This is a genomic window from Chitinophagales bacterium (assembly GCA_020636495.1).
Lineage (GTDB): Bacteria > Bacteroidota > Bacteroidia > Chitinophagales > Chitinophagaceae > UBA5543.
In genome coordinates, this window is record JACJXQ010000008.1 from 1,890,171 (window position 1) to 1,906,530 (window position 16,360).

Here is a 16,360-nt window from a genome sequence, read left to right on the forward strand (position 1 = left end):
GCAGTGTAAAATATCAGAGTTTGAAGCTGATGGGCAGCGTGAAGTAAACGTTTACGGTTTTGCCGTTTTGTTTGCCGGGTTTCCATTTCGGCATTGAGCTCACTACCCGCAAGGCTTCTTTGTCAAGCGAGGGGTGGACGGGTTTTAATACCTCAGCACCTGTTACGTCTCCGGTAGTGGTCACAATGAATTTGACATTTACACGTCCCTCAATTTTTGCTTTAAGCGCATCTTCAGGGTATACCAGGTTGTCTGTCAGGAACTGGTACAGGTCGTAGCCTGGTTCCGGCATTTGTTCTACATAAACGAAAACTTGTGTTTGACCTGTCTTCGGGTCGGTTATTACCTTCTTACCTCCGGGATGTGTTTCTACAATAACGGTATCACCGTTAACAACACGTGTCTTTTGTGTAATGGAATCTTGATTTTGCTGCGCACTACTTGTAATGATATTCAGCATCAATAGTGCTGGTATGAAAACTGCCTTGTACATGGGGTCTTTGTTATGTAGACGAATGTATGCCGTTTTTCCACAACTTAGTGGGCTATTTTTCTTTTCAGTACGCCACCGGCAGTCTCTTTAATGGTATGGGTAAATACGAATGCACGGTGGTCTATATGATGTACGACATTCTTCAGTTTACGTACCTCGAGGCGTGTGATAACTGTAAATACGATATCACATTCATGGCTTACTTCAAAACTATCTTTCATGAAGCCGCGCTCACCTTTGTAAATAGTTATACCCCTGCCCATTTTCAGCACCAGTGCTTCTTTGATCTCATCACTTTTGCTGGAAATAATAGTTACACCCGTATATGCCTCCATACCCTCTATCACATAGTCGATCGTGCGCATGGCTATGTAGTAGGTAAGCATGGCATACAGCGCAGTTTCCAGTCCGAAATACATACCTGCAGACAGGAATATCACCACATTCATAGCCAGTATCACTTCCGTAATGGTAAAGCTGGTTTTTTTCAGAGTATACAGTGCCAATACCTCCAGCCCGTCAATAGCGCAACCACCACGCATGGCCAGGCCGATACCCAGTCCCAGGAAGAATCCCCCGAACATGGATATTAACAACTTGTCTGAAGTGACAGTGGGGAAGTTGATATATTGCAATGCAAGTGCAAGTCCGGCAACAGCAATGGCAGTTTTAATAGCGAACCCCCTGTTGATCTGGTAAGCGCCCATGATTATAAAGGGAATATTGGTCAGTACTAGCAACAAGCCCAGGTTCCAGTTATATACCTCGTGTCCTAAAAGGGAGATACCCGTTACGCCGCCGTCCATAAAATGATTGGGTACCAGGAAGCTGTTCATAGCGAAGGCACTGAATAATATACCCAATACCATATAAATAGTATCCTGTATGATATAGGATGTCTTAAGTTTTTTGCTGCTCATTATGCTTTGTTATGATCCTATCTTGGATTTGACCAGTTTAAGGTGTTTGTCTTTTCTTTTCTGTCTCAGCCTGATGGCTGTTTTGGTGAAGAAATGGTGTGCTTCGAGGAAACCTACCTGTAGTCTGTTCCATTCATCTTCCGTGTTCAAGATGCCATACATGGACAATTCGGCAAAAAGTTTATCGCCGATAATGAAAAAATCGTCCCTGCCTAGGTAATCCAGGTCAGCATCGCAAATGATCTCTTCCAGGTGGTTCTGCGGTTGCTGCGGTACTTTGGTGGCCATGATCATGCCACATATCTTTTTTATCTGTTCGGGAGTATAATCATATTCAGGCAGGTGTTTCCGCGCAATCTGGCACGATTTCTTTTCATGGTCTTTTGGGCCTTTCAGAAAACCGGAGTCGTGAAAAAGTGCGGCGGTAAGCAGGAGTTTCAGGTCATCCCCTTTTACTCCTTCTTTTTCAGCTAAAAGTTTACAGGCATTAAAAACATCCCTTACGTGCTCAACACTATGGTATGAAAGGTGGTTGGGGAGTTCTTTTTTTAGTCTGCCTAGTATGAATTTCTTTGCTTCTCCGAATTTCATATGTGTGATTATGACACTAATATATTAAAACATTTTTGGTAATAGTATTGAAAATTATATTATTTCATCTTTTAGCAGTGTGCATATCGTTCGTCTCAGCCTGCAATACAGCAGTTTTTGGGGTATTTATCAGCACTGGGTTCATTCCATAAAATATTTAGTATTTTTAGAAATACCACAGAGCGGATATGTTACAGTATGATAAATAAACTACTTAGAATAGTAACGATACTTATGACCTGCCATAGCCTGCTGGCAGTAGCACAGGAGCCGGGAATGCCAATGTCTTGTGCTATTACCGGAAAAGTGGTCTGTGTGTCAGCATGCAGGGATAAAGATGAAAAAAGCCTTTGTGCAAAATATCCATGCAGGGCAATGGTAGAAATTCTAGAGGTGAGCAGTTGTGGCTCATCAGTCACACATATTCCTGTTACAGGAGATACCGTAGAAATGGAATTTGCCTATACACTGCATAAAACCAAAAAGATATTCCCGGATATGAAAGAAAGGTACCCGGGGCTGAAGAAACGGCATATATTCACAGCGAATGCTGAACAAAGAATATTGCCCGGTAATACAACGCATTTTATTGTTTATGATTATTCACGAAGGTAAACCTTTAAAACCAGTTTATGAGAAAGGTGTTTTTATTTAGTTGCATCGCTGTATTCGCTTTGGCTTTTCAGTCTTGCGAACAAAGGTCTTCGGTTGTCGACGATGAAGCGTATGAAACAGGAGAGGGTGAGGAAGCAGAAGGTGCGGCCATGCACGAATGGATGTTGCTGCACGACCCTGCCACCGGAAGGATACCTGACCATATGCGTGCACGTGAGCTGGCATATGCCGGATCTATGCCGGGTGCAGCATCCGGTGGGTATGCACAATATAAAACCACATCAGCAACCTGGCAGGCACGTGGTCCATGGAATGTCGGAGGTAGAACCAGAGCCTTTGGTATTGACGTCTCTAATGAGAATGTCTTAGTAGCCGGCACGCCATCGGGAGGAATGTGGCGCTCTACAGATGGTGGTACTACCTGGGCAATAACCACACCTATAGGAGGGTACCAGGGCGCTACCTGCCTGGCACAGGATACGCGCAGCGGTAAGACGAATGTCTGGTACTTTGGTACAGGAGAAGCTTATGGAGCTTCGGCCAGTGGTGGTGGCGCTAATTATAGTGGTAATGGTATCTACAAATCAACCGATAATGGTGCAACATGGAATGTGTTGTCTTCCACAACATCGCCTTTGAGTACCTTCACTGTCTGGAGCGATTATGTCTGGAACATTGTTACAGACAAGTCTAATACTATTGATGATGTAGTGTATGCAGCAGCTTATGGTGGTATATACAAGAGCTCCAATGGGGGAGTGAGTTGGAAACTGGCAATAGGTGCTGATACTAACCAGGCGGCGGCTACTTTTACAGATATTGCTATCACAACTACAGGTGTAATTTATGCTACCTTAAGCAGCGATGGCACAAATAAGGGTATTTATCGCTCTACAGACGGCGTTAATTTTACAAATATTACACCTGCTGGTTTTGCAACTACCTACAGACGTATTAAAGTTGGTATCAGCCCGGCCGATGAGTCCCAGGTATATTTTCTTGGCAATACACCCGGTTCAGGGAAACAAACCCTGGATTATAATGGCGGAGCAGATTGGAATAGCTTGTGGAAATACAAATACCTATCCGGTGATGGTAGCGGTGCCGGAGGACAGTGGCAGGATTTTTCGGAAAATCTGCCGGGCACCGGCGGGCCTTTTGATAAATATCAGACACAAGGCTCTTATGATATTGTCGTGAAAATAAAACCAAACGATACAAACGTGGTATTCATAGGTGGTACCAATTTATATCGCTCTACATCCGGATTCTCTGACAGTACTAATACAACCTACATCGGCGGATATGAACAGGGTACTACTTTGCCGATTGTAAATGGTTACGCCAATCATCATCCGGATCAGCATGATATTGCTTTCTTGTACAGCGACCCTAATAAAATGATATCTGCCAATGATGGCGGTATTTTCAAGACAACGGACAATACTGCGTCTAAAGTGGTATGGACCTCGCTTAATAACGGTTACATCAGTTCCATGTTCTACACGTGTGCTATAGATCATGCAGGCACAGGTGATGTAGTGATAGGGGGTGCCCAGGATAATGGAAGTTGGTTCACGAATTCATCCAATGTCGGTACATCCTGGGTGTCACCCAGGGGTGGGGATGGTTCCTATTGTGCTATAGCTGATAATAAATCTGCTTATTACTTCAGTATTCAATTAGGTAAGATGATGCGTGCGGAAATGGATGGCTCCGGCAATATTACCAAATTTGCGCGCATCGACCCTATAGGTGCAAAAGGTTATATGTTTATCAACCCGTTTGTATTAGACCCCAATGATAACAATATCATGTATATGGCCGGAGGGTCATCTTTATGGAGGAATAACGATCTTTCGGGTATTCCTTATGCAAGCAACTGGGACAGTATCAGCACCAACTGGGTACAACTCCCGGGTGTGAGCACTACTATTTCTGCAGTTGCAGTATCTAAAACCCCTGCTAACAGGGTATATTATGGTACCATAGGTAAATATGTGTTAAGGATAGATAATGCAAATACCGGCACGCCCTCTCCCAAAGGCGTCTCGACTCTAGGCTTTCCGTCGGGTGGATATGTAAGCTGTATAGCTGTAGACCCGTCAAATGCTGACAATGTTATGGTTGTTTTTTCTAACTATGGTGTTTATAGTTTGTTTTATTCTACTAATGGTGGCGATAACTGGACCAAAGTAGCCGGAGACCTTGAGGAGAATGCTGACGGTACAGGCGACGGTCCTTCAATACGGTGGGCAAAAATAATCCCGGTAAGTGATGGCACTGTCTACCTGTTGGGTACGAGTGTAGGATTGTATGCTACAACCAGGCTGAACGGAGAGGGTACTTTCTGGACCCAACAGGCACCCAACGAGATAGGCAACTCTGTTGTTACTATGATAGACCACCGTACTACAGATGGCCTGGTGGTGGTAGCCACACATTCTCACGGCTTGTTTTCTACACATATTACCAGCGTGAATGATGTTGTTGGGATAAAAGAGGTGACCGCAGGTAAAAAAGACCTCAATTTCAGCAACTACCCCAATCCGTTCACAGGGCAGACCTCTATAACATTTAAGTTAAAAGACAAGAGTTTTGTCAGCCTGAAAGTATACGACCAGCTGGGCAGGCAGGTAAAGAACCTGGCAGAGCAGGATATGGCAGCCGGAGACCATAGTCTCAACTTCAACGCGCAAAACCTTGCAGCAGGCACCTATTATTGTACTTTGCAGGCTGGCAATTATCGCGAAACAAGGAAGATGATGGTGGTTAAGTAGAAAATGGTATCATTTATAATAATAACAAAACCCCGGTAGTAGCCGGGGTTTAATGTTTTATAAGCTATACCATATTCCGTTTTATTTCATCCAGGAACTTTCTGTGATCGGCAGTGAAAGGTTTTTTTGCAACAATTATATGGCTGCCCCTGTAGGCAGTTGTCGCCTCAACAAACTCGCCTTTCTCCGTGGTGAATTTGATACCGGCAGCCCTAAGCACGGGTTCGGCCCAGTTTTGCAAACCTGTGATGAGCAATACATTACGTGGCTGAAGAATGCTGAGTTCTTCTTTGAATAAGTGGGCAGCATTAAATAACTGCCCCTGTATCAATTCGTTAGGGAAAACGTCAACAGGTATCGGGCTGATCTTCATCAGGTTGCTGTAGGTAATGATGTGGTTCCAGTCTTTTTCCGTCCTGCCATAGCGTTCCATCACCAGTTTGTAGGTAATGTTCCAGAAAAAAGAGCGGTACAGGTTCTGCTTTATCCAGTATTTATTTACCCAGTCCAGCGGGCACCCGCGCGATACTACAGAGTACTCATAGGCCTTTTTTACAAGGGTCTCTATCTGCTTCTTGTCTTTTGTAAGCTTAAAGGCTGGTTTCCAGTCAGTTGCAAATTGTCCATACACGATCAGGTCTTTCTTCTCGTTGTATTCCTTGCCTATCATAGGGTAGAAGAGGCAATACCTGTTATTTGCAAGTGGCTTATTATCAGGCAATTCCATGAATTTTGCCATGTCGAGCATGGTTTTTTCCAGTTCCAGGTTATATAATGATATGTGTTCTATCTTTGCCATATTCCGGTGCGAAAAACTATAACATTCTAAGTTAAGCTAAGGTTATGTTTCCATGCAGTTTTCGTGCCACTAAGGTACTGTCAACAAAACTTTAAATTTTCCTGAAATTTATTTTGTTGAATTAAAAACTTCCAATACCTTTGCAGTCCCAATTTTTTACGGGTAAGAAGTTATTATAAAGTATGTCACAGCGTATCAGAATTAAGCTTAAGTCTTACGACCACAACCTGGTTGATAAATCGGCTGAAAAAATAGTAAAAACTGTGCGCAACACAGGAGCAGTGGTTACAGGCCCTATTCCGTTGCCAACGCAGAAGAAGATCTTTACAGTATTGCGCTCGCCGCACGTTAACAAGAAAGCCCGCGAGCAGTTCCAACTTTGCACGCACAAGCGTTTGTTGGATATCTATACTTCTTCTTCCCGTACAGTTGATGCTCTTTCGAAGCTGGACCTGCCAAGCGGTGTTGAGGTAGAGATAAAAGCATAACAGAAGTAAGGTTCTTTAACAAAATTGATAAACAACCAATCCCGGTCCACACAAAGGCAACCCGGGCGCTTGGTTAAATATATATCGAAAATGAAAGGTATAATTGGTAAAAAAATAGGCATGACCAGTGTGTTCGATGCTAATGGCAGGCAAGTGGCTTGTACCATTATCGAAGCTGGGCCTTGTGTGGTTACGCAGAAAAAAACTGTTGAAACAGACGGTTATAATGCGCTGCAAATAGCCTACGGTGAGGCTAAAGAAAAAAATACATCGAAAGCTCAGATCAACCATTTTGCAAAAGCAAACACTAGTCCTAAGTCGGTTGTAAAAGAGATACGTAATAGTTCCATTGATAAACAAGTTGGTGAAGAAATTACCTGCGAAATATTCGCTGAAGGCGAAAGCGTAAGTGTAATTGGTACTTCAAAAGGTAAAGGTTTCCAGGGTGTTGTAAAACGCCACGGATTTGCCGGTGTGGGTGAGGCGTCTCACGGTCAGCACGATCGTCAGCGCGCACCTGGTTCTATTGGTGGTTCATCATACCCCAGCCGCGTATTCAAAGGAATGCGTATGGCCGGCCGTATGGGTGGCGATCGCGTGAAGATCAAGAAGCTTAAAGTAATGAAAGTGTTCCCTGAGAAGAACTATATATTAATAACAGGTTCTGTTCCGGGTCACAATAATTCAATCGTATTAATTCAGAATTAGTATTGTCATGCAAGTTGACGTTTTAAATAGTAAAGGAGAAAAGACAGGCCGCAACATAGAGTTGCCTGATGAGATATTCGGAATAGAGCCAAATAACCATGTTATTTACCTGGCTGTAAAACAATATCTGGCTGCACAACGTCAGGGTACACACAAAACCAAGACCCGTGCAGAGGTAAAAGGCTCATCTAAGAAGCTGCACCGTCAAAAAGGTACAGGTGGATCCCGTAAAGGTAACATCCGCAACCCTTTATATAAAGGTGGTGGTGCCGTGAACGGACCTTTGCCACACGGTTATGATTTCAAACTGAACCGTAAGGTGAAAGACCTGGCTAAAATGTCTGCCCTGGCTTACAAAGCAAAAGACAACAAGATAGTTGTAGTTGAAGATCAGCAAATGAGTGCTCCGAAAACTAAAGATTTCGCAGCAATGATCAGCAAACTGCAGGGTGATAACAGGAAATCACTGTTCATTTTACCTGATGTAGATGAAAATATCTACCTGAGTAGCCGTAACGTTGCATCGAACAAAACTACCGTTCTGAGCGATGTGAACACTTACGACCTGGTAAATGCACACGTGCTGATATTTACAGAATCTGCTGCAAAGCTTTTTTCTGAAATAGAAGAGGAAACAACAGAAGCATAATTAATTAAGAAACTGAAATCATTATAAAATGAAACCTGCTGATATATTGGTAAGGCCTGTTATCACCGAAAAGGTGAATAACCAGATAGAAAAATCCGGCCGCTACACTTTTGTAGTGGATAAGAGGGCCAATAAGCTGGAAGTGAAGAAAGCTGTAGAGGAGTTTTACGGAGTGAAAGTGGACAATGTGAATACTATAGTTGTTCCGGGCAAAAACAAAAGCCGCTTTACCAAGGCGGGTTTATTGAAAGGTGTTAAGTCATCGTATAAAAAAGCAGTAGTAACCCTGGTAGAAGGTGATACTATCGACTTATTCTCAATCTAAGGTTATAAAGAAAAAGAGAAATGGCATTACGTAAATATAAACCAACAACAGCCGGTACTCGCTGGAGAATTGGTAACGCATACGCAGAGGTTACTACAAACGTACCTGAAAAAAGCTTGTTGGAAGTTAACAACAAAACAGGCGGACGTAACTCATCAGGCCGTCGTAACATGCGCTACATAGGTGGTGGTAACAAAACCATGTATCGTGTTATCGACTTTAAACGTAACAAAAAAGACGTTCCTGCAACGGTAAAGACCATCGAATACGATCCGAACCGTACCGCATTCATCGCACTGCTTTCGTATGCAGATGGTGAAAAACGTTACATCATCGCTCCCCAGGGACTGGAAGTAGGTGCTACTGTTGTAAGCGGTGAGAGTGTAGCTCCTGAAGTAGGTAACGCATTATTGCTGAAAAACATGCCTTTGGGTACCGTAGTTCACAACATCGAACTGCAACCTGGTAAAGGCGCATCAATAGCTCGTAGTGCAGGTACTTACGCACAGCTGAGCGCGAAAGAAGAAAAATATTGTGTACTGAAAATGCCAAGTGGTGAGCTGCGCAAAGTACTGGGTACTTGCATGGCTACAGTTGGTACCGTTTCTAATAGCGACCACGCTCTGCAAAGTATGGGTAAAGCCGGCCGCAACCGTTGGAAAGGTATCCGCCCACGCACCCGTGGTGTTGCGATGAACCCTGTAGATCACCCGATGGGTGGTGGTGAAGGTAGGGCTTCAGGTGGTCACCCACGTAGCCGTACCGGTAAATACGCCAAAGGTGAGAAGACACGTAAACAAAAAGGCTCTGATAAGTTAATTATTCAGCGCAAAAACGGTAAAAAATTATAATACTTAAAGTAATAGTATAATATGGCTCGTTCGATAAAAAAAGGACCTTATGTAGATTATAAGCTGGAGCGCAAGGTTCTTGCTATAAACGACGGTAGTGCAAAAAAAGGTGTTGTTAAGACCTGGAGCCGCCGTTCTACAATAACGCCAGACTTTGTTGGTCATACATTCGCAGTACACAACGGTAACAAGTTCATACCGGTATATGTAACAGAGTACATGGTAGGTCACAAGCTTGGAGAATTTGCACCAACACGCAACTTCAAAAGCCATAGTGGTAGTAAATAATATATAAAATAACATCCGGTCTCATCTTCTGGTGGGCCACTAATAAAAAAAGAACAATGGAAGCTGTAGCTCGTTTACGGAACTATCCTACATCGCCTCGCAAAATGCGTCTGCTGGCAGACCTGATCCGTGGTATGGATGTAGAAAAAGCTTTGAATACTTTGAAATTCAGTACAAAGCACCCATCAGTACCTCTGGAGAAACTGCTCGTTAGCGCTATCGCTAACTGGGGCAACAAAAACGAAGGTGTAGATGTTGCTGATGCGAATTTGTATGTGAAGACCATCATGGTTGATGGCGCCCGCGTTATCAAACGTATGCAACCCGCCCCCCAGGGCCGTGCATACCGTGTACGCAAGCGCAGCAACCACGTAACTATTGTAGTAGACAGTAGGAACACTGTGGCTGCTTCATTAGCTGAAACAACTAATCAAGAAACTGAATAATAAACATTCAACTAATAATAATTAAGGAATGGGTCAAAAAGCGAATCCTATAGGTAACAGGTTGGGTATCATCCGCGGATGGGACTCTATGTGGTATGGCGCTAAAAAAGATTTCGCCGACAGGCTGGTTGAGGATCATAAGATCCGCACTTACCTGAACGCACGTATCAACAAAGGCGGTATTTCACGCATCGTAATTGAGCGTACGTTAGGCAAACTGATCGTAACCATACACACTTCAAAGCCTGGTATAATAATAGGTAAAGGCGGTTCTGAAGTTGATCGTATCAAAGAAGAGCTGAAAAAACTGACAGGTAAAGATGACGTTCAGATCAACATTATGGAGATCCGTCGTCCTGAACTGGATGCCCAGATCGTTGCAGAAACTATTGCACGCCAGCTGGAAAGCCGTGTGAGCTATAAAAGGGCTATCAAAATGGCCATCTCTACAGCTATGCGCATGGGTGCAGAGGGTATCAAAATAAAAGTGGGCGGACGTTTGAATGGTGCTGAGATCGCTCGTTCTGAAGAGTTCAAACAAGGCCGTACACCATTGCACACTTTCCGTATGGATATCGATTACAGTTCTTACTTCGCAAGTACTGTATATGGTAAAATAGGTATCAAAGTATGGATCTGTAAAGGTGAAGTACTGGGTAAGCGCGACCTGAATCCTAACTTCTCTGCCGGTTCTGACCGTCGTGGCGGCCCGCAGGGTGGTGATGCACCACGTGGTGGTGGCGACCGCAGAGGTGGCGGAGACCGCAGAGGCGGTGGACGCGGTGGTCGTCGTTAATAATAAATTGTAGGATAGTATATAAAATATATTGTAACAATGTTACAGCCAAAGAAAGTAAAACACAGGAAAGCCCATAAAGGGAGGATCAAAGGAAACGCACAGCGTGGCGCTACTATAGCGTTTGGTTCTTTCGGTCTTAAGGCATTGGAGCCTAAATGGATAACCAACCGCCAGATAGAGGCAGCGCGTCAGACAATGACCCGTCACATGAAACGTGAGGGTAATGTATGGATCCGCATATTCCCTGACAAACCAATAACCAAAAAACCTGCAGAGGTACGTATGGGTAAAGGTAAGGGTAGCCTTGAATATTGGGCAGCAGTTGTAAAACCCGGACGTATCATGTTTGAAATTGACGGTGTACCTCAGCAATTAGCTCAGGAAGCACTGGCACTGGCAGCGCAGAAACTGCCTATCAAAACAAAATTCGTGGTGCGCAGGGATTACGCAGGTGCTTAATATTAAACCAGGTACAAACTATTTTAAATAAATAAACAATGGCAAAGGCAAAAAAATCGAAAGTTGACGATTTGCGTTCGCTGGACGACCAGGCACTGACCAACAGGATCTCTGAGGAGCAGTTGCAACTGAAGAGGACCAAGTTCAGCCACGCTGTTAACCCGATTGAGAATCCGCTATCTATCCGCTCTATGCGTCGCACAATAGCCCGTTTGAAAACGGAACAACGCAGAAGGGTATTAGGTTTTTAATAAAATTTTGATATGTCAACAACGACTGAAAGAAAAAGAAGGAAAAGCCGTATAGGTATCGTCTTCAGCGACAAAATGGATAAAACCATTACTGTTACTGTTGAGCGTAAGGTGAAACACCCGATATACGGTAAGTTCGTAAAGAAAACGAACAAATTCCATGCGCATGACGAAAACGGTACTGCCGGTATAGGCGATACTGTGCGCATTATGGAGACGCGCCCTTTGAGTAAAACCAAACGCTGGCGCCTGGTAGAAATAATTGAAAAAGCTAAGTAATCTTTTATTAGATGATACAACAAGAATCCAGGCTAAATGTAGCCGATAACAGTGGAGCAAAGCAGGTACTGTGTATCCGTGTGCTGGGTAACTCCGGCCAGGACTATGCCGGCGTAGGCGACAAAATAGTGGTTACGGTTAAAGATTCTTTACCCGGTGGCGCTATGAAGAAAGGTACGGTATCTAAAGCGGTTATCGTACGTACCAAGAAGAAGCTCCGTCGTAAAGATGGTTCATATATCAACTTTGATGATAACGCGGTAGTACTGCTGAATAACTCTGACGAGCCTCGCGGTACCCGTATATTCGGACCAGTAGCCCGTGAGCTGCGCGATAAAGGGTATATGAAAATAGTTTCTCTGGCACCCGAAGTATTATAAAATAAGTTGTACCTTTGCAGCCCGTTTTACGGATGTATAAGATCAACACTAATTCATAAGTATTGTGAAAAACAGATTTAAACCAAAGTTTAACATCAAGAAAGGCGATAACGTTGTCGTTATAGCCGGCAATGATAAGGACCGCACTAAAGCACGCAAAGTGCTGGCTGTGTATCCACAGAAGAGTCGTGTTTTGGTGGAAGGTGTCAACATCATAACCAAGCACAACAAGCCTGATGCGCAAAACCCGCAGGGTGGTATCGTTAAGCAGGAGGCGCCTATACACATCTCTAACGTTATGTTGTGGGATGCAAAGGCAAAGGCTCCTGTACGTATCAAGCGCGAGCGCACAGAAGGAAGTTTTGTTCGTATTTCTAAAAAATCAGGGGAGGTAATTAAATAATGGAAACAGCAGTATACAATCCGCGCCTGCGCAAGCACTATAAAGATGTAGTAGTGCCGGCTTTGATGAAGAAGTTTGGTTACACATCTGTTATGCAATGCCCGCGCCTGGTAAAAATATGTCTCAACCAGGGTGTTAAAGGCTCTGTGTCTGATAAAAAACTGATAGACGATGCAATAGGTGAAATGACACTGGTGACAGGTCAGAAAGCAGTACCTACATTGTCTAAGAAAGATATCTCGAACTTCAAACTGCGTAAGAACATGCCTATTGGCTGCCGTGTTACGCTGCGTGGTACTACCATGTTTGAATTCCTGGATCGTTTCATCGCAGTAACCCTGCCACGTGTACGTGACTTCAAAGGTATCAACGACAAATCGTTCGATGGCCGCGGTAACTACACAATGGGTATTACAGAGCAGATCATCTATCCTGAGATAGACATCGACAAAGTAAACCGCATCAGTGGTATGGACCTGACTTTTGTTACGACAGCAAACACTAACGAAGAAGCATACGAATTGCTGAAAGAGTTAGGCCTGCCGTTCAAAAATGCAGCGAAAAAAGAAGCAACTAACTAATAGTAATATTTTAGATAAATGGCAAGAGAATCAATAAAAGCCCGTCAACGCAAACGCGAGAAAATGGTAGCAAAGTACGCTGAAAAGCGTGCAGCTCTTAAAGCCGCCGGCGACTATGAAGCTTTGGATAAACTTCCAAAGAACGCATCTCCGGTACGTCTTAAGAATCGTTGCCAGTTAACAGGCCGTCCGAAAGGCTATATGCGCCACTTCGGTATCTGTCGTAACATTTTCCGCGACATGGCGCTTGATGGTAAAATACCGGGTGTACGTAAAGCCAGCTGGTAATGATGAAACGTGGAGAGGTCGCGTAGTAGGGTAGCCCCAGGCGAAACCAATCACAATTATTTACTTTACAAACTTTTAAATTAAAATGGTAACAGATCCGATAGCAGACTATTTAACCCGCATCCGTAACGGCCAGATGGCTCGTCACCGCATCGTGGAGATCCCTGCATCAAATGTGAAAAAGCGTATTACAGAGATCCTTTACGATAAAGGGTATATCCTGAAATACAAATTTGAAGATGATAACAAACAAGGTATTATCAAAATAGCCCTGAAATATCATCCGGAAACAAAAGAACCTGCGATCAAATCATTGGAAAGGGTGAGCCGTCCGGGTTTGCGCCAGTACAAGAAGCCAAATGAGCTTCCTCGTGTAATGAGCGGACTGGGTATAGCCATCGTTTCTACATCGAAAGGTGTAATGACTGATAAAGAAGCTCGCGCTAATAAGATAGGCGGCGAGGTTATGGCAGCAATTTATTAATAATATTCACAGAGGCGGATACATTAAGCCGTGCCTATACAAGGCTGACCGGTTCGCTTCTTTAACAACAATAAATACATAGATACTATGTCACGTATAGGTAGAAGTATAATTTCAATCCCGAAAGGTGTAACCATTACAGTGGGCAAGGATAACACCGTAACTGTAAAAGGACCTAAAGGCGAGTTGAAAGAGAACATCGATCGCGACCTCACCGTTGAGATCAATGACACTGAATTGCTGGTTAAGCGCCCAACAGACCAGATCCGCCACCGCGCGATACATGGCCTGAGCCGTGCGTTGATAGCCAACATGGTAACCGGTGTAACTGAAGGATTTAAGAAAGAGCTTGACCTGGTGGGTGTGGGTTTCCGTGCTTCTGTTCAGGGACAGACACTTGATATGTCTTTAGGTTATTCTCACAACATCATCTTCGATCTGCCAAAAGAGATCAAAGCTGATGCTAAGATGGAAAAAGGTATCCCTCCAAGGATCACTCTTGAGTCTATTGACAAACAACTGTTAGGACAAGTTGCTGCCAAGATACGCAGCCTGCGTAAGCCTGAGCCTTACAAAGGAAAAGGTGTTCGTTACTCTGATGAGGTGGTTCGCCGCAAAGCAGGTAAAGCAGCTGGTAAATAATAACTGATTGGTTTCCGCCTGGTATACCGGGCGGAAGCTTTTTTGAATACTAATAATTAACAAACCTCGGTAGCTCTCGTATAACATCGGGAAGCCCGTAAAATGTAAATAAAATGGCACTTGATAAAAAAGTAGTTCGCCGCCAGAAATTACGTTGGCGTATACGTGCAAGGGTTGTAGGCACCGCCACAAAACCTCGTATGTCCGTATTCCGCAGCAACAAAGACATCTATGTACAACTCATAGATGACGCTACAGGTACAACACTTGCTTCAGCAAATTCACGCGAGAAAGATATCGCAGCTCAAAAAGGTAACAAAGTTGAGAAATCAGCTATGGTAGGTAAGTCTGTTGCTCAAAAAGCACTGGCGCTGGGCATCGAAAAATGCGTATTCGATCGCGGTGGTTATTTATATCATGGCCGTGTTAAGTCTGTTGCAGACGGTGCACGCGAAGGTGGCCTGAAATTCTAAAAATTATTATCGAACTTATTTCTATAAAGTAACTGATGTCAAAAGTAAATTTAAGTCGAGTTAAAGCCGGAGACCTGGAACTGCAGGAGAAAGTGGTAGCTATCAACCGTGTTGTAAAAACAACCAAAGGTGGTCGCGCATTCAGTTTCTCTGCACTGGTTGTTGTTGGTAATGGCGCTGGTGTTGTAGGTCATGGTTTAGGTAAAGCCAAAGAGGTACAGGAAGCAATTACAAAAGGTATAGACGATGCCAAGAAGAACCTGATCAAGATACCGGTTCTGCATGGTACTATCCCTCACGTACAGTTTGCCAAAGAGGGTGCTGCTAAGGTGTTGATAAAGCCTGCCGCTCACGGTACCGGTGTTATCGCTGGTGGTAGCATGAGGGCTGTACTGGAGTCTGCCGGTATTACCGACGTACTGACCAAGAACCTGGGTTCTGCTAACCCGCACAACGTGGTAAAAGCTACTTTCTCTGCACTGGAGCAACTGCGCGAGCCTGTGCGTGTGGCTAAAGACCGCAACATAAGCCTGAAGAAGGTGTTCAACGGGTAATAACCTGTATAGACAATTGAATATTAACTAATTTGAATAATACTAGCGTCATGGCTAAAATTAAAGTAACACAAATAAAGAGTGGCATCGACCGCCCTGAGAACCAAAAGCGTACTTTGTTCGCTTTGGGTCTGCGTAAAATGCACGCTACAGTGGAAGTAGAAGGTACTCCCCAGGTTTTGGGTATGGTAAGAACCGTAAGCCACCTGGTAAAAGTGGAAGAAGTAAAATAGTATTTGTTAATATAACTGCGAGCGGTTTCACATTCCGCGCAAGTTCAAAAATCGTTTCAAAATGCAATTACACAATTTAAAGCCTGCAGAAGGATCAGTAAAGAAAAACAGGCGTGTTGGTCGTGGTGAAGGTAGTGGTTCTGGCGTTACAGCCGGTAAAGGTAACAAGGGCCAGCAGGCTCGTACCGGTTATCAGTCTAAAATAGGTCACGAAGGTGGTCAGATGCCTATTCAGCGTCGTATGCCTAAGCGTGGTTTCAAAAATATGAACAGGGTAGAGTACAAAGTATTTAACCTGGGCGATATTGATTTCCTTGTAGAAAAATACGGACTGCAGGAGTTCTCTCTTGATAATCTTTATGTAAATGGCTTGACCAACCGTACCGATCTGGTGAAGATATTAGGTAATGGTGAACTGAAGTCAAAAGTAGCTTTCAAAGTGAATGCGATAAGCGCAAAAGCTAAAGAAGCTATTGAGGCAGCAGGCGGCACTGTAGAGTTGCTGTAACAAATTTCCGGATAAACAGACGCATTTGGTAAAATGCGTCTTTTATCGTTTATTCGCATTTCATATTTGATTA

Annotated in this window: 27 protein-coding genes; 23 read left to right on the forward strand and 4 right to left on the reverse strand. The window is 43.8% G+C overall.

Translation table 11 applies throughout. The features are described from left to right. Positions 1-13 precede the first annotated feature (13 nt). The 3 genes from H6550_08145 to H6550_08155 are packed head-to-tail and all read right to left on the reverse strand — an operon-like array spanning position 14 to position 2,004. The gene (locus tag H6550_08145) at positions 14-493 is read right to left on the reverse strand and encodes an energy transducer TonB (protein ID MCB9046097.1); all 480 of its coding nucleotides are present in this window, start codon (positions 491-493) and stop codon (positions 14-16) included. Positions 494-537: 44 nt separating this feature from the next. Further along, on the reverse strand, positions 538-1,413 hold the full coding sequence (locus H6550_08150; protein ID MCB9046098.1) for a YitT family protein: 876 nt from the start codon (positions 1,411-1,413) through the stop codon (positions 538-540). Between the two features lie 9 nt (positions 1,414-1,422). Continuing rightward, positions 1,423-2,004 (reverse strand): HD domain-containing protein, encoded by a 582-nt coding sequence (locus H6550_08155; GenBank protein ID MCB9046099.1) that lies wholly within the window; start codon positions 2,002-2,004, stop codon positions 1,423-1,425. 198 nt (positions 2,005-2,202) lie between these two features. On the opposite strand from H6550_08155, the gene H6550_08160 reads away from it, so the two are divergent. Both H6550_08160 and H6550_08165 read left to right on the forward strand, forming a co-directional pair. Further along, positions 2,203-2,619, forward strand: a complete 417-nt coding sequence (locus tag H6550_08160) for a hypothetical protein (protein MCB9046100.1) — start codon at positions 2,203-2,205, stop codon at positions 2,617-2,619. Positions 2,620-2,636: 17 nt separating this feature from the next. Further along, entirely contained in the window at positions 2,637-5,399 is a 2,763-nt protein-coding gene (locus H6550_08165; GenBank protein MCB9046101.1) for a T9SS type A sorting domain-containing protein, read from the forward strand. A 64-nt stretch (positions 5,400-5,463) separates the two neighbouring features. Here H6550_08165 and H6550_08170 read toward each other — a convergent pair whose 3' ends face one another. Beyond that, positions 5,464-6,198, reverse strand: coding sequence for a hypothetical protein (locus tag H6550_08170; protein ID MCB9046102.1), 735 nt, complete (start codon positions 6,196-6,198; stop codon positions 5,464-5,466). Between the two features lie 182 nt (positions 6,199-6,380). Here H6550_08170 and rpsJ point away from each other — a divergent pair, with 182 nt between their 5' ends. The 21 genes from rpsJ to rplO all read left to right on the forward strand — a co-directional run bounded on the left by rpsJ (position 6,381) and on the right by rplO (position 16,287). After that, positions 6,381-6,686: a 30S ribosomal protein S10 gene (gene rpsJ / locus H6550_08175; protein ID MCB9046103.1), complete on the forward strand. Its 306-nt coding sequence runs from the start codon at positions 6,381-6,383 to the stop codon at positions 6,684-6,686. A gap of 90 nt (positions 6,687-6,776) precedes the next feature. Continuing rightward, a complete protein-coding gene (gene rplC, locus H6550_08180) occupies positions 6,777-7,394 on the forward strand; it encodes a 50S ribosomal protein L3 (protein MCB9046104.1) in 618 nt (205 codons plus the stop codon). 7 nt (positions 7,395-7,401) lie between these two features. Beyond that, positions 7,402-8,043: a 50S ribosomal protein L4 gene (gene rplD / locus H6550_08185; GenBank protein ID MCB9046105.1), complete on the forward strand. Its 642-nt coding sequence runs from the start codon at positions 7,402-7,404 to the stop codon at positions 8,041-8,043. A 28-nt stretch (positions 8,044-8,071) separates the two neighbouring features. Continuing rightward, a complete protein-coding gene (rplW, locus tag H6550_08190) occupies positions 8,072-8,368 on the forward strand; it encodes a 50S ribosomal protein L23 (protein MCB9046106.1) in 297 nt (98 codons plus the stop codon). 20 nt (positions 8,369-8,388) lie between these two features. Continuing rightward, positions 8,389-9,219 carry a 50S ribosomal protein L2 gene (gene rplB / locus H6550_08195; GenBank protein MCB9046107.1) on the forward strand — a complete coding sequence of 277 codons (831 nt, stop codon included), beginning with the start codon at positions 8,389-8,391 and terminating at the stop codon, positions 9,217-9,219. Positions 9,220-9,240: 21 nt separating this feature from the next. Next, complete coding sequence (rpsS, locus tag H6550_08200; GenBank protein MCB9046108.1) at positions 9,241-9,507, forward strand: 30S ribosomal protein S19; 267 nt, start codon at positions 9,241-9,243, stop codon at positions 9,505-9,507. A gap of 56 nt (positions 9,508-9,563) precedes the next feature. Beyond that, positions 9,564-9,953 carry a 50S ribosomal protein L22 gene (gene rplV / locus H6550_08205; GenBank protein ID MCB9046109.1) on the forward strand — a complete coding sequence of 130 codons (390 nt, stop codon included), beginning with the start codon at positions 9,564-9,566 and terminating at the stop codon, positions 9,951-9,953. Positions 9,954-9,981: 28 nt separating this feature from the next. Next, positions 9,982-10,749, forward strand: a complete 768-nt coding sequence (gene rpsC / locus H6550_08210) for a 30S ribosomal protein S3 (protein ID MCB9046110.1) — start codon at positions 9,982-9,984, stop codon at positions 10,747-10,749. Between the two features lie 39 nt (positions 10,750-10,788). Next, positions 10,789-11,211 (forward strand): 50S ribosomal protein L16, encoded by a 423-nt coding sequence (gene rplP / locus H6550_08215; protein ID MCB9046111.1) that lies wholly within the window; start codon positions 10,789-10,791, stop codon positions 11,209-11,211. A 38-nt stretch (positions 11,212-11,249) separates the two neighbouring features. After that, positions 11,250-11,462 carry a 50S ribosomal protein L29 gene (gene rpmC / locus H6550_08220; GenBank protein MCB9046112.1) on the forward strand — a complete coding sequence of 71 codons (213 nt, stop codon included), beginning with the start codon at positions 11,250-11,252 and terminating at the stop codon, positions 11,460-11,462. Between the two features lie 12 nt (positions 11,463-11,474). Continuing rightward, complete coding sequence (rpsQ, locus tag H6550_08225) at positions 11,475-11,741, forward strand: 30S ribosomal protein S17 (GenBank protein MCB9046113.1); 267 nt, start codon at positions 11,475-11,477, stop codon at positions 11,739-11,741. Positions 11,742-11,752: 11 nt separating this feature from the next. Next, positions 11,753-12,121: a 50S ribosomal protein L14 gene (gene rplN, locus H6550_08230; protein MCB9046114.1), complete on the forward strand. Its 369-nt coding sequence runs from the start codon at positions 11,753-11,755 to the stop codon at positions 12,119-12,121. Between the two features lie 64 nt (positions 12,122-12,185). Further along, positions 12,186-12,524 (forward strand): 50S ribosomal protein L24, encoded by a 339-nt coding sequence (gene rplX / locus H6550_08235; protein ID MCB9046115.1) that lies wholly within the window; start codon positions 12,186-12,188, stop codon positions 12,522-12,524. Continuing rightward, the gene (gene rplE / locus H6550_08240; protein ID MCB9046116.1) at positions 12,524-13,105 is read left to right on the forward strand and encodes a 50S ribosomal protein L5; all 582 of its coding nucleotides are present in this window, start codon (positions 12,524-12,526) and stop codon (positions 13,103-13,105) included. Before rplX ends, rplE begins: the two co-directional genes overlap by 1 nt. An 18-nt stretch (positions 13,106-13,123) precedes the next feature. Continuing rightward, complete coding sequence (gene rpsN / locus H6550_08245; protein ID MCB9046117.1) at positions 13,124-13,393, forward strand: 30S ribosomal protein S14; 270 nt, start codon at positions 13,124-13,126, stop codon at positions 13,391-13,393. An 85-nt stretch (positions 13,394-13,478) separates the two neighbouring features. Beyond that, a complete protein-coding gene (gene rpsH, locus H6550_08250) occupies positions 13,479-13,877 on the forward strand; it encodes a 30S ribosomal protein S8 (protein ID MCB9046118.1) in 399 nt (132 codons plus the stop codon). 87 nt (positions 13,878-13,964) lie between these two features. Further along, positions 13,965-14,519 (forward strand): 50S ribosomal protein L6, encoded by a 555-nt coding sequence (gene rplF / locus H6550_08255; protein MCB9046119.1) that lies wholly within the window; start codon positions 13,965-13,967, stop codon positions 14,517-14,519. A gap of 113 nt (positions 14,520-14,632) precedes the next feature. Next, entirely contained in the window at positions 14,633-14,992 is a 360-nt protein-coding gene (gene rplR / locus H6550_08260) for a 50S ribosomal protein L18 (protein ID MCB9046120.1), read from the forward strand. Positions 14,993-15,027: 35 nt separating this feature from the next. Further along, positions 15,028-15,546: a 30S ribosomal protein S5 gene (gene rpsE / locus H6550_08265; GenBank protein MCB9046121.1), complete on the forward strand. Its 519-nt coding sequence runs from the start codon at positions 15,028-15,030 to the stop codon at positions 15,544-15,546. 50 nt (positions 15,547-15,596) lie between these two features. Continuing rightward, complete coding sequence (rpmD, locus tag H6550_08270) at positions 15,597-15,779, forward strand: 50S ribosomal protein L30 (protein ID MCB9046122.1); 183 nt, start codon at positions 15,597-15,599, stop codon at positions 15,777-15,779. 61 nt (positions 15,780-15,840) lie between these two features. After that, entirely contained in the window at positions 15,841-16,287 is a 447-nt protein-coding gene (gene rplO / locus H6550_08275) for a 50S ribosomal protein L15 (protein MCB9046123.1), read from the forward strand. The last annotated feature ends 73 nt before the right edge of the window (positions 16,288-16,360 follow it).

What these genes read in the sequence shown, in the direction of transcription:
- H6550_08165 (MCB9046101.1), top strand. Translation starts at nt 2,637, where the DNA reads ATGAGAAAGGTGTTTTTATTTAGTTGCATCGCTGTATTCGCTTTGGCT.
- H6550_08145 (MCB9046097.1), bottom strand. Translation starts at nt 493, where the DNA reads ATGTACAAGGCAGTTTTCATACCAGCACTATTGATGCTGAATATCATT.
- rplO (MCB9046123.1), top strand. Translation starts at nt 15,841, where the DNA reads ATGCAATTACACAATTTAAAGCCTGCAGAAGGATCAGTAAAGAAAAAC.
- rpmC (MCB9046112.1), top strand. Translation starts at nt 11,250, where the DNA reads ATGGCAAAGGCAAAAAAATCGAAAGTTGACGATTTGCGTTCGCTGGAC.
- rpsQ (MCB9046113.1), top strand. Translation starts at nt 11,475, where the DNA reads ATGTCAACAACGACTGAAAGAAAAAGAAGGAAAAGCCGTATAGGTATC.
- rplP (MCB9046111.1), top strand. Translation starts at nt 10,789, where the DNA reads ATGTTACAGCCAAAGAAAGTAAAACACAGGAAAGCCCATAAAGGGAGG.
- rpmD (MCB9046122.1), top strand. Translation starts at nt 15,597, where the DNA reads ATGGCTAAAATTAAAGTAACACAAATAAAGAGTGGCATCGACCGCCCT.
- rplB (MCB9046107.1), top strand. Translation starts at nt 8,389, where the DNA reads ATGGCATTACGTAAATATAAACCAACAACAGCCGGTACTCGCTGGAGA.
- rpsC (MCB9046110.1), top strand. Translation starts at nt 9,982, where the DNA reads ATGGGTCAAAAAGCGAATCCTATAGGTAACAGGTTGGGTATCATCCGC.
- rplF (MCB9046119.1), top strand. Translation starts at nt 13,965, where the DNA reads ATGTCACGTATAGGTAGAAGTATAATTTCAATCCCGAAAGGTGTAACC.
- rplC (MCB9046104.1), top strand. Translation starts at nt 6,777, where the DNA reads ATGAAAGGTATAATTGGTAAAAAAATAGGCATGACCAGTGTGTTCGAT.
- H6550_08170 (MCB9046102.1), bottom strand. Translation starts at nt 6,198, where the DNA reads ATGGCAAAGATAGAACACATATCATTATATAACCTGGAACTGGAAAAA.
- rpsJ (MCB9046103.1), top strand. Translation starts at nt 6,381, where the DNA reads ATGTCACAGCGTATCAGAATTAAGCTTAAGTCTTACGACCACAACCTG.
- rplW (MCB9046106.1), top strand. Translation starts at nt 8,072, where the DNA reads ATGAAACCTGCTGATATATTGGTAAGGCCTGTTATCACCGAAAAGGTG.
- rplR (MCB9046120.1), top strand. Translation starts at nt 14,633, where the DNA reads ATGGCACTTGATAAAAAAGTAGTTCGCCGCCAGAAATTACGTTGGCGT.
- rplN (MCB9046114.1), top strand. Translation starts at nt 11,753, where the DNA reads ATGATACAACAAGAATCCAGGCTAAATGTAGCCGATAACAGTGGAGCA.
- H6550_08160 (MCB9046100.1), top strand. Translation starts at nt 2,203, where the DNA reads ATGATAAATAAACTACTTAGAATAGTAACGATACTTATGACCTGCCAT.
- H6550_08155 (MCB9046099.1), bottom strand. Translation starts at nt 2,004, where the DNA reads ATGAAATTCGGAGAAGCAAAGAAATTCATACTAGGCAGACTAAAAAAA.
- H6550_08150 (MCB9046098.1), bottom strand. Translation starts at nt 1,413, where the DNA reads ATGAGCAGCAAAAAACTTAAGACATCCTATATCATACAGGATACTATT.
- rpsN (MCB9046117.1), top strand. Translation starts at nt 13,124, where the DNA reads ATGGCAAGAGAATCAATAAAAGCCCGTCAACGCAAACGCGAGAAAATG.
- rplD (MCB9046105.1), top strand. Translation starts at nt 7,402, where the DNA reads ATGCAAGTTGACGTTTTAAATAGTAAAGGAGAAAAGACAGGCCGCAAC.
- rpsE (MCB9046121.1), top strand. Translation starts at nt 15,028, where the DNA reads ATGTCAAAAGTAAATTTAAGTCGAGTTAAAGCCGGAGACCTGGAACTG.
- rpsS (MCB9046108.1), top strand. Translation starts at nt 9,241, where the DNA reads ATGGCTCGTTCGATAAAAAAAGGACCTTATGTAGATTATAAGCTGGAG.
- rpsH (MCB9046118.1), top strand. Translation starts at nt 13,479, where the DNA reads ATGGTAACAGATCCGATAGCAGACTATTTAACCCGCATCCGTAACGGC.
- rplE (MCB9046116.1), top strand. Translation starts at nt 12,524, where the DNA reads ATGGAAACAGCAGTATACAATCCGCGCCTGCGCAAGCACTATAAAGAT.
- rplV (MCB9046109.1), top strand. Translation starts at nt 9,564, where the DNA reads ATGGAAGCTGTAGCTCGTTTACGGAACTATCCTACATCGCCTCGCAAA.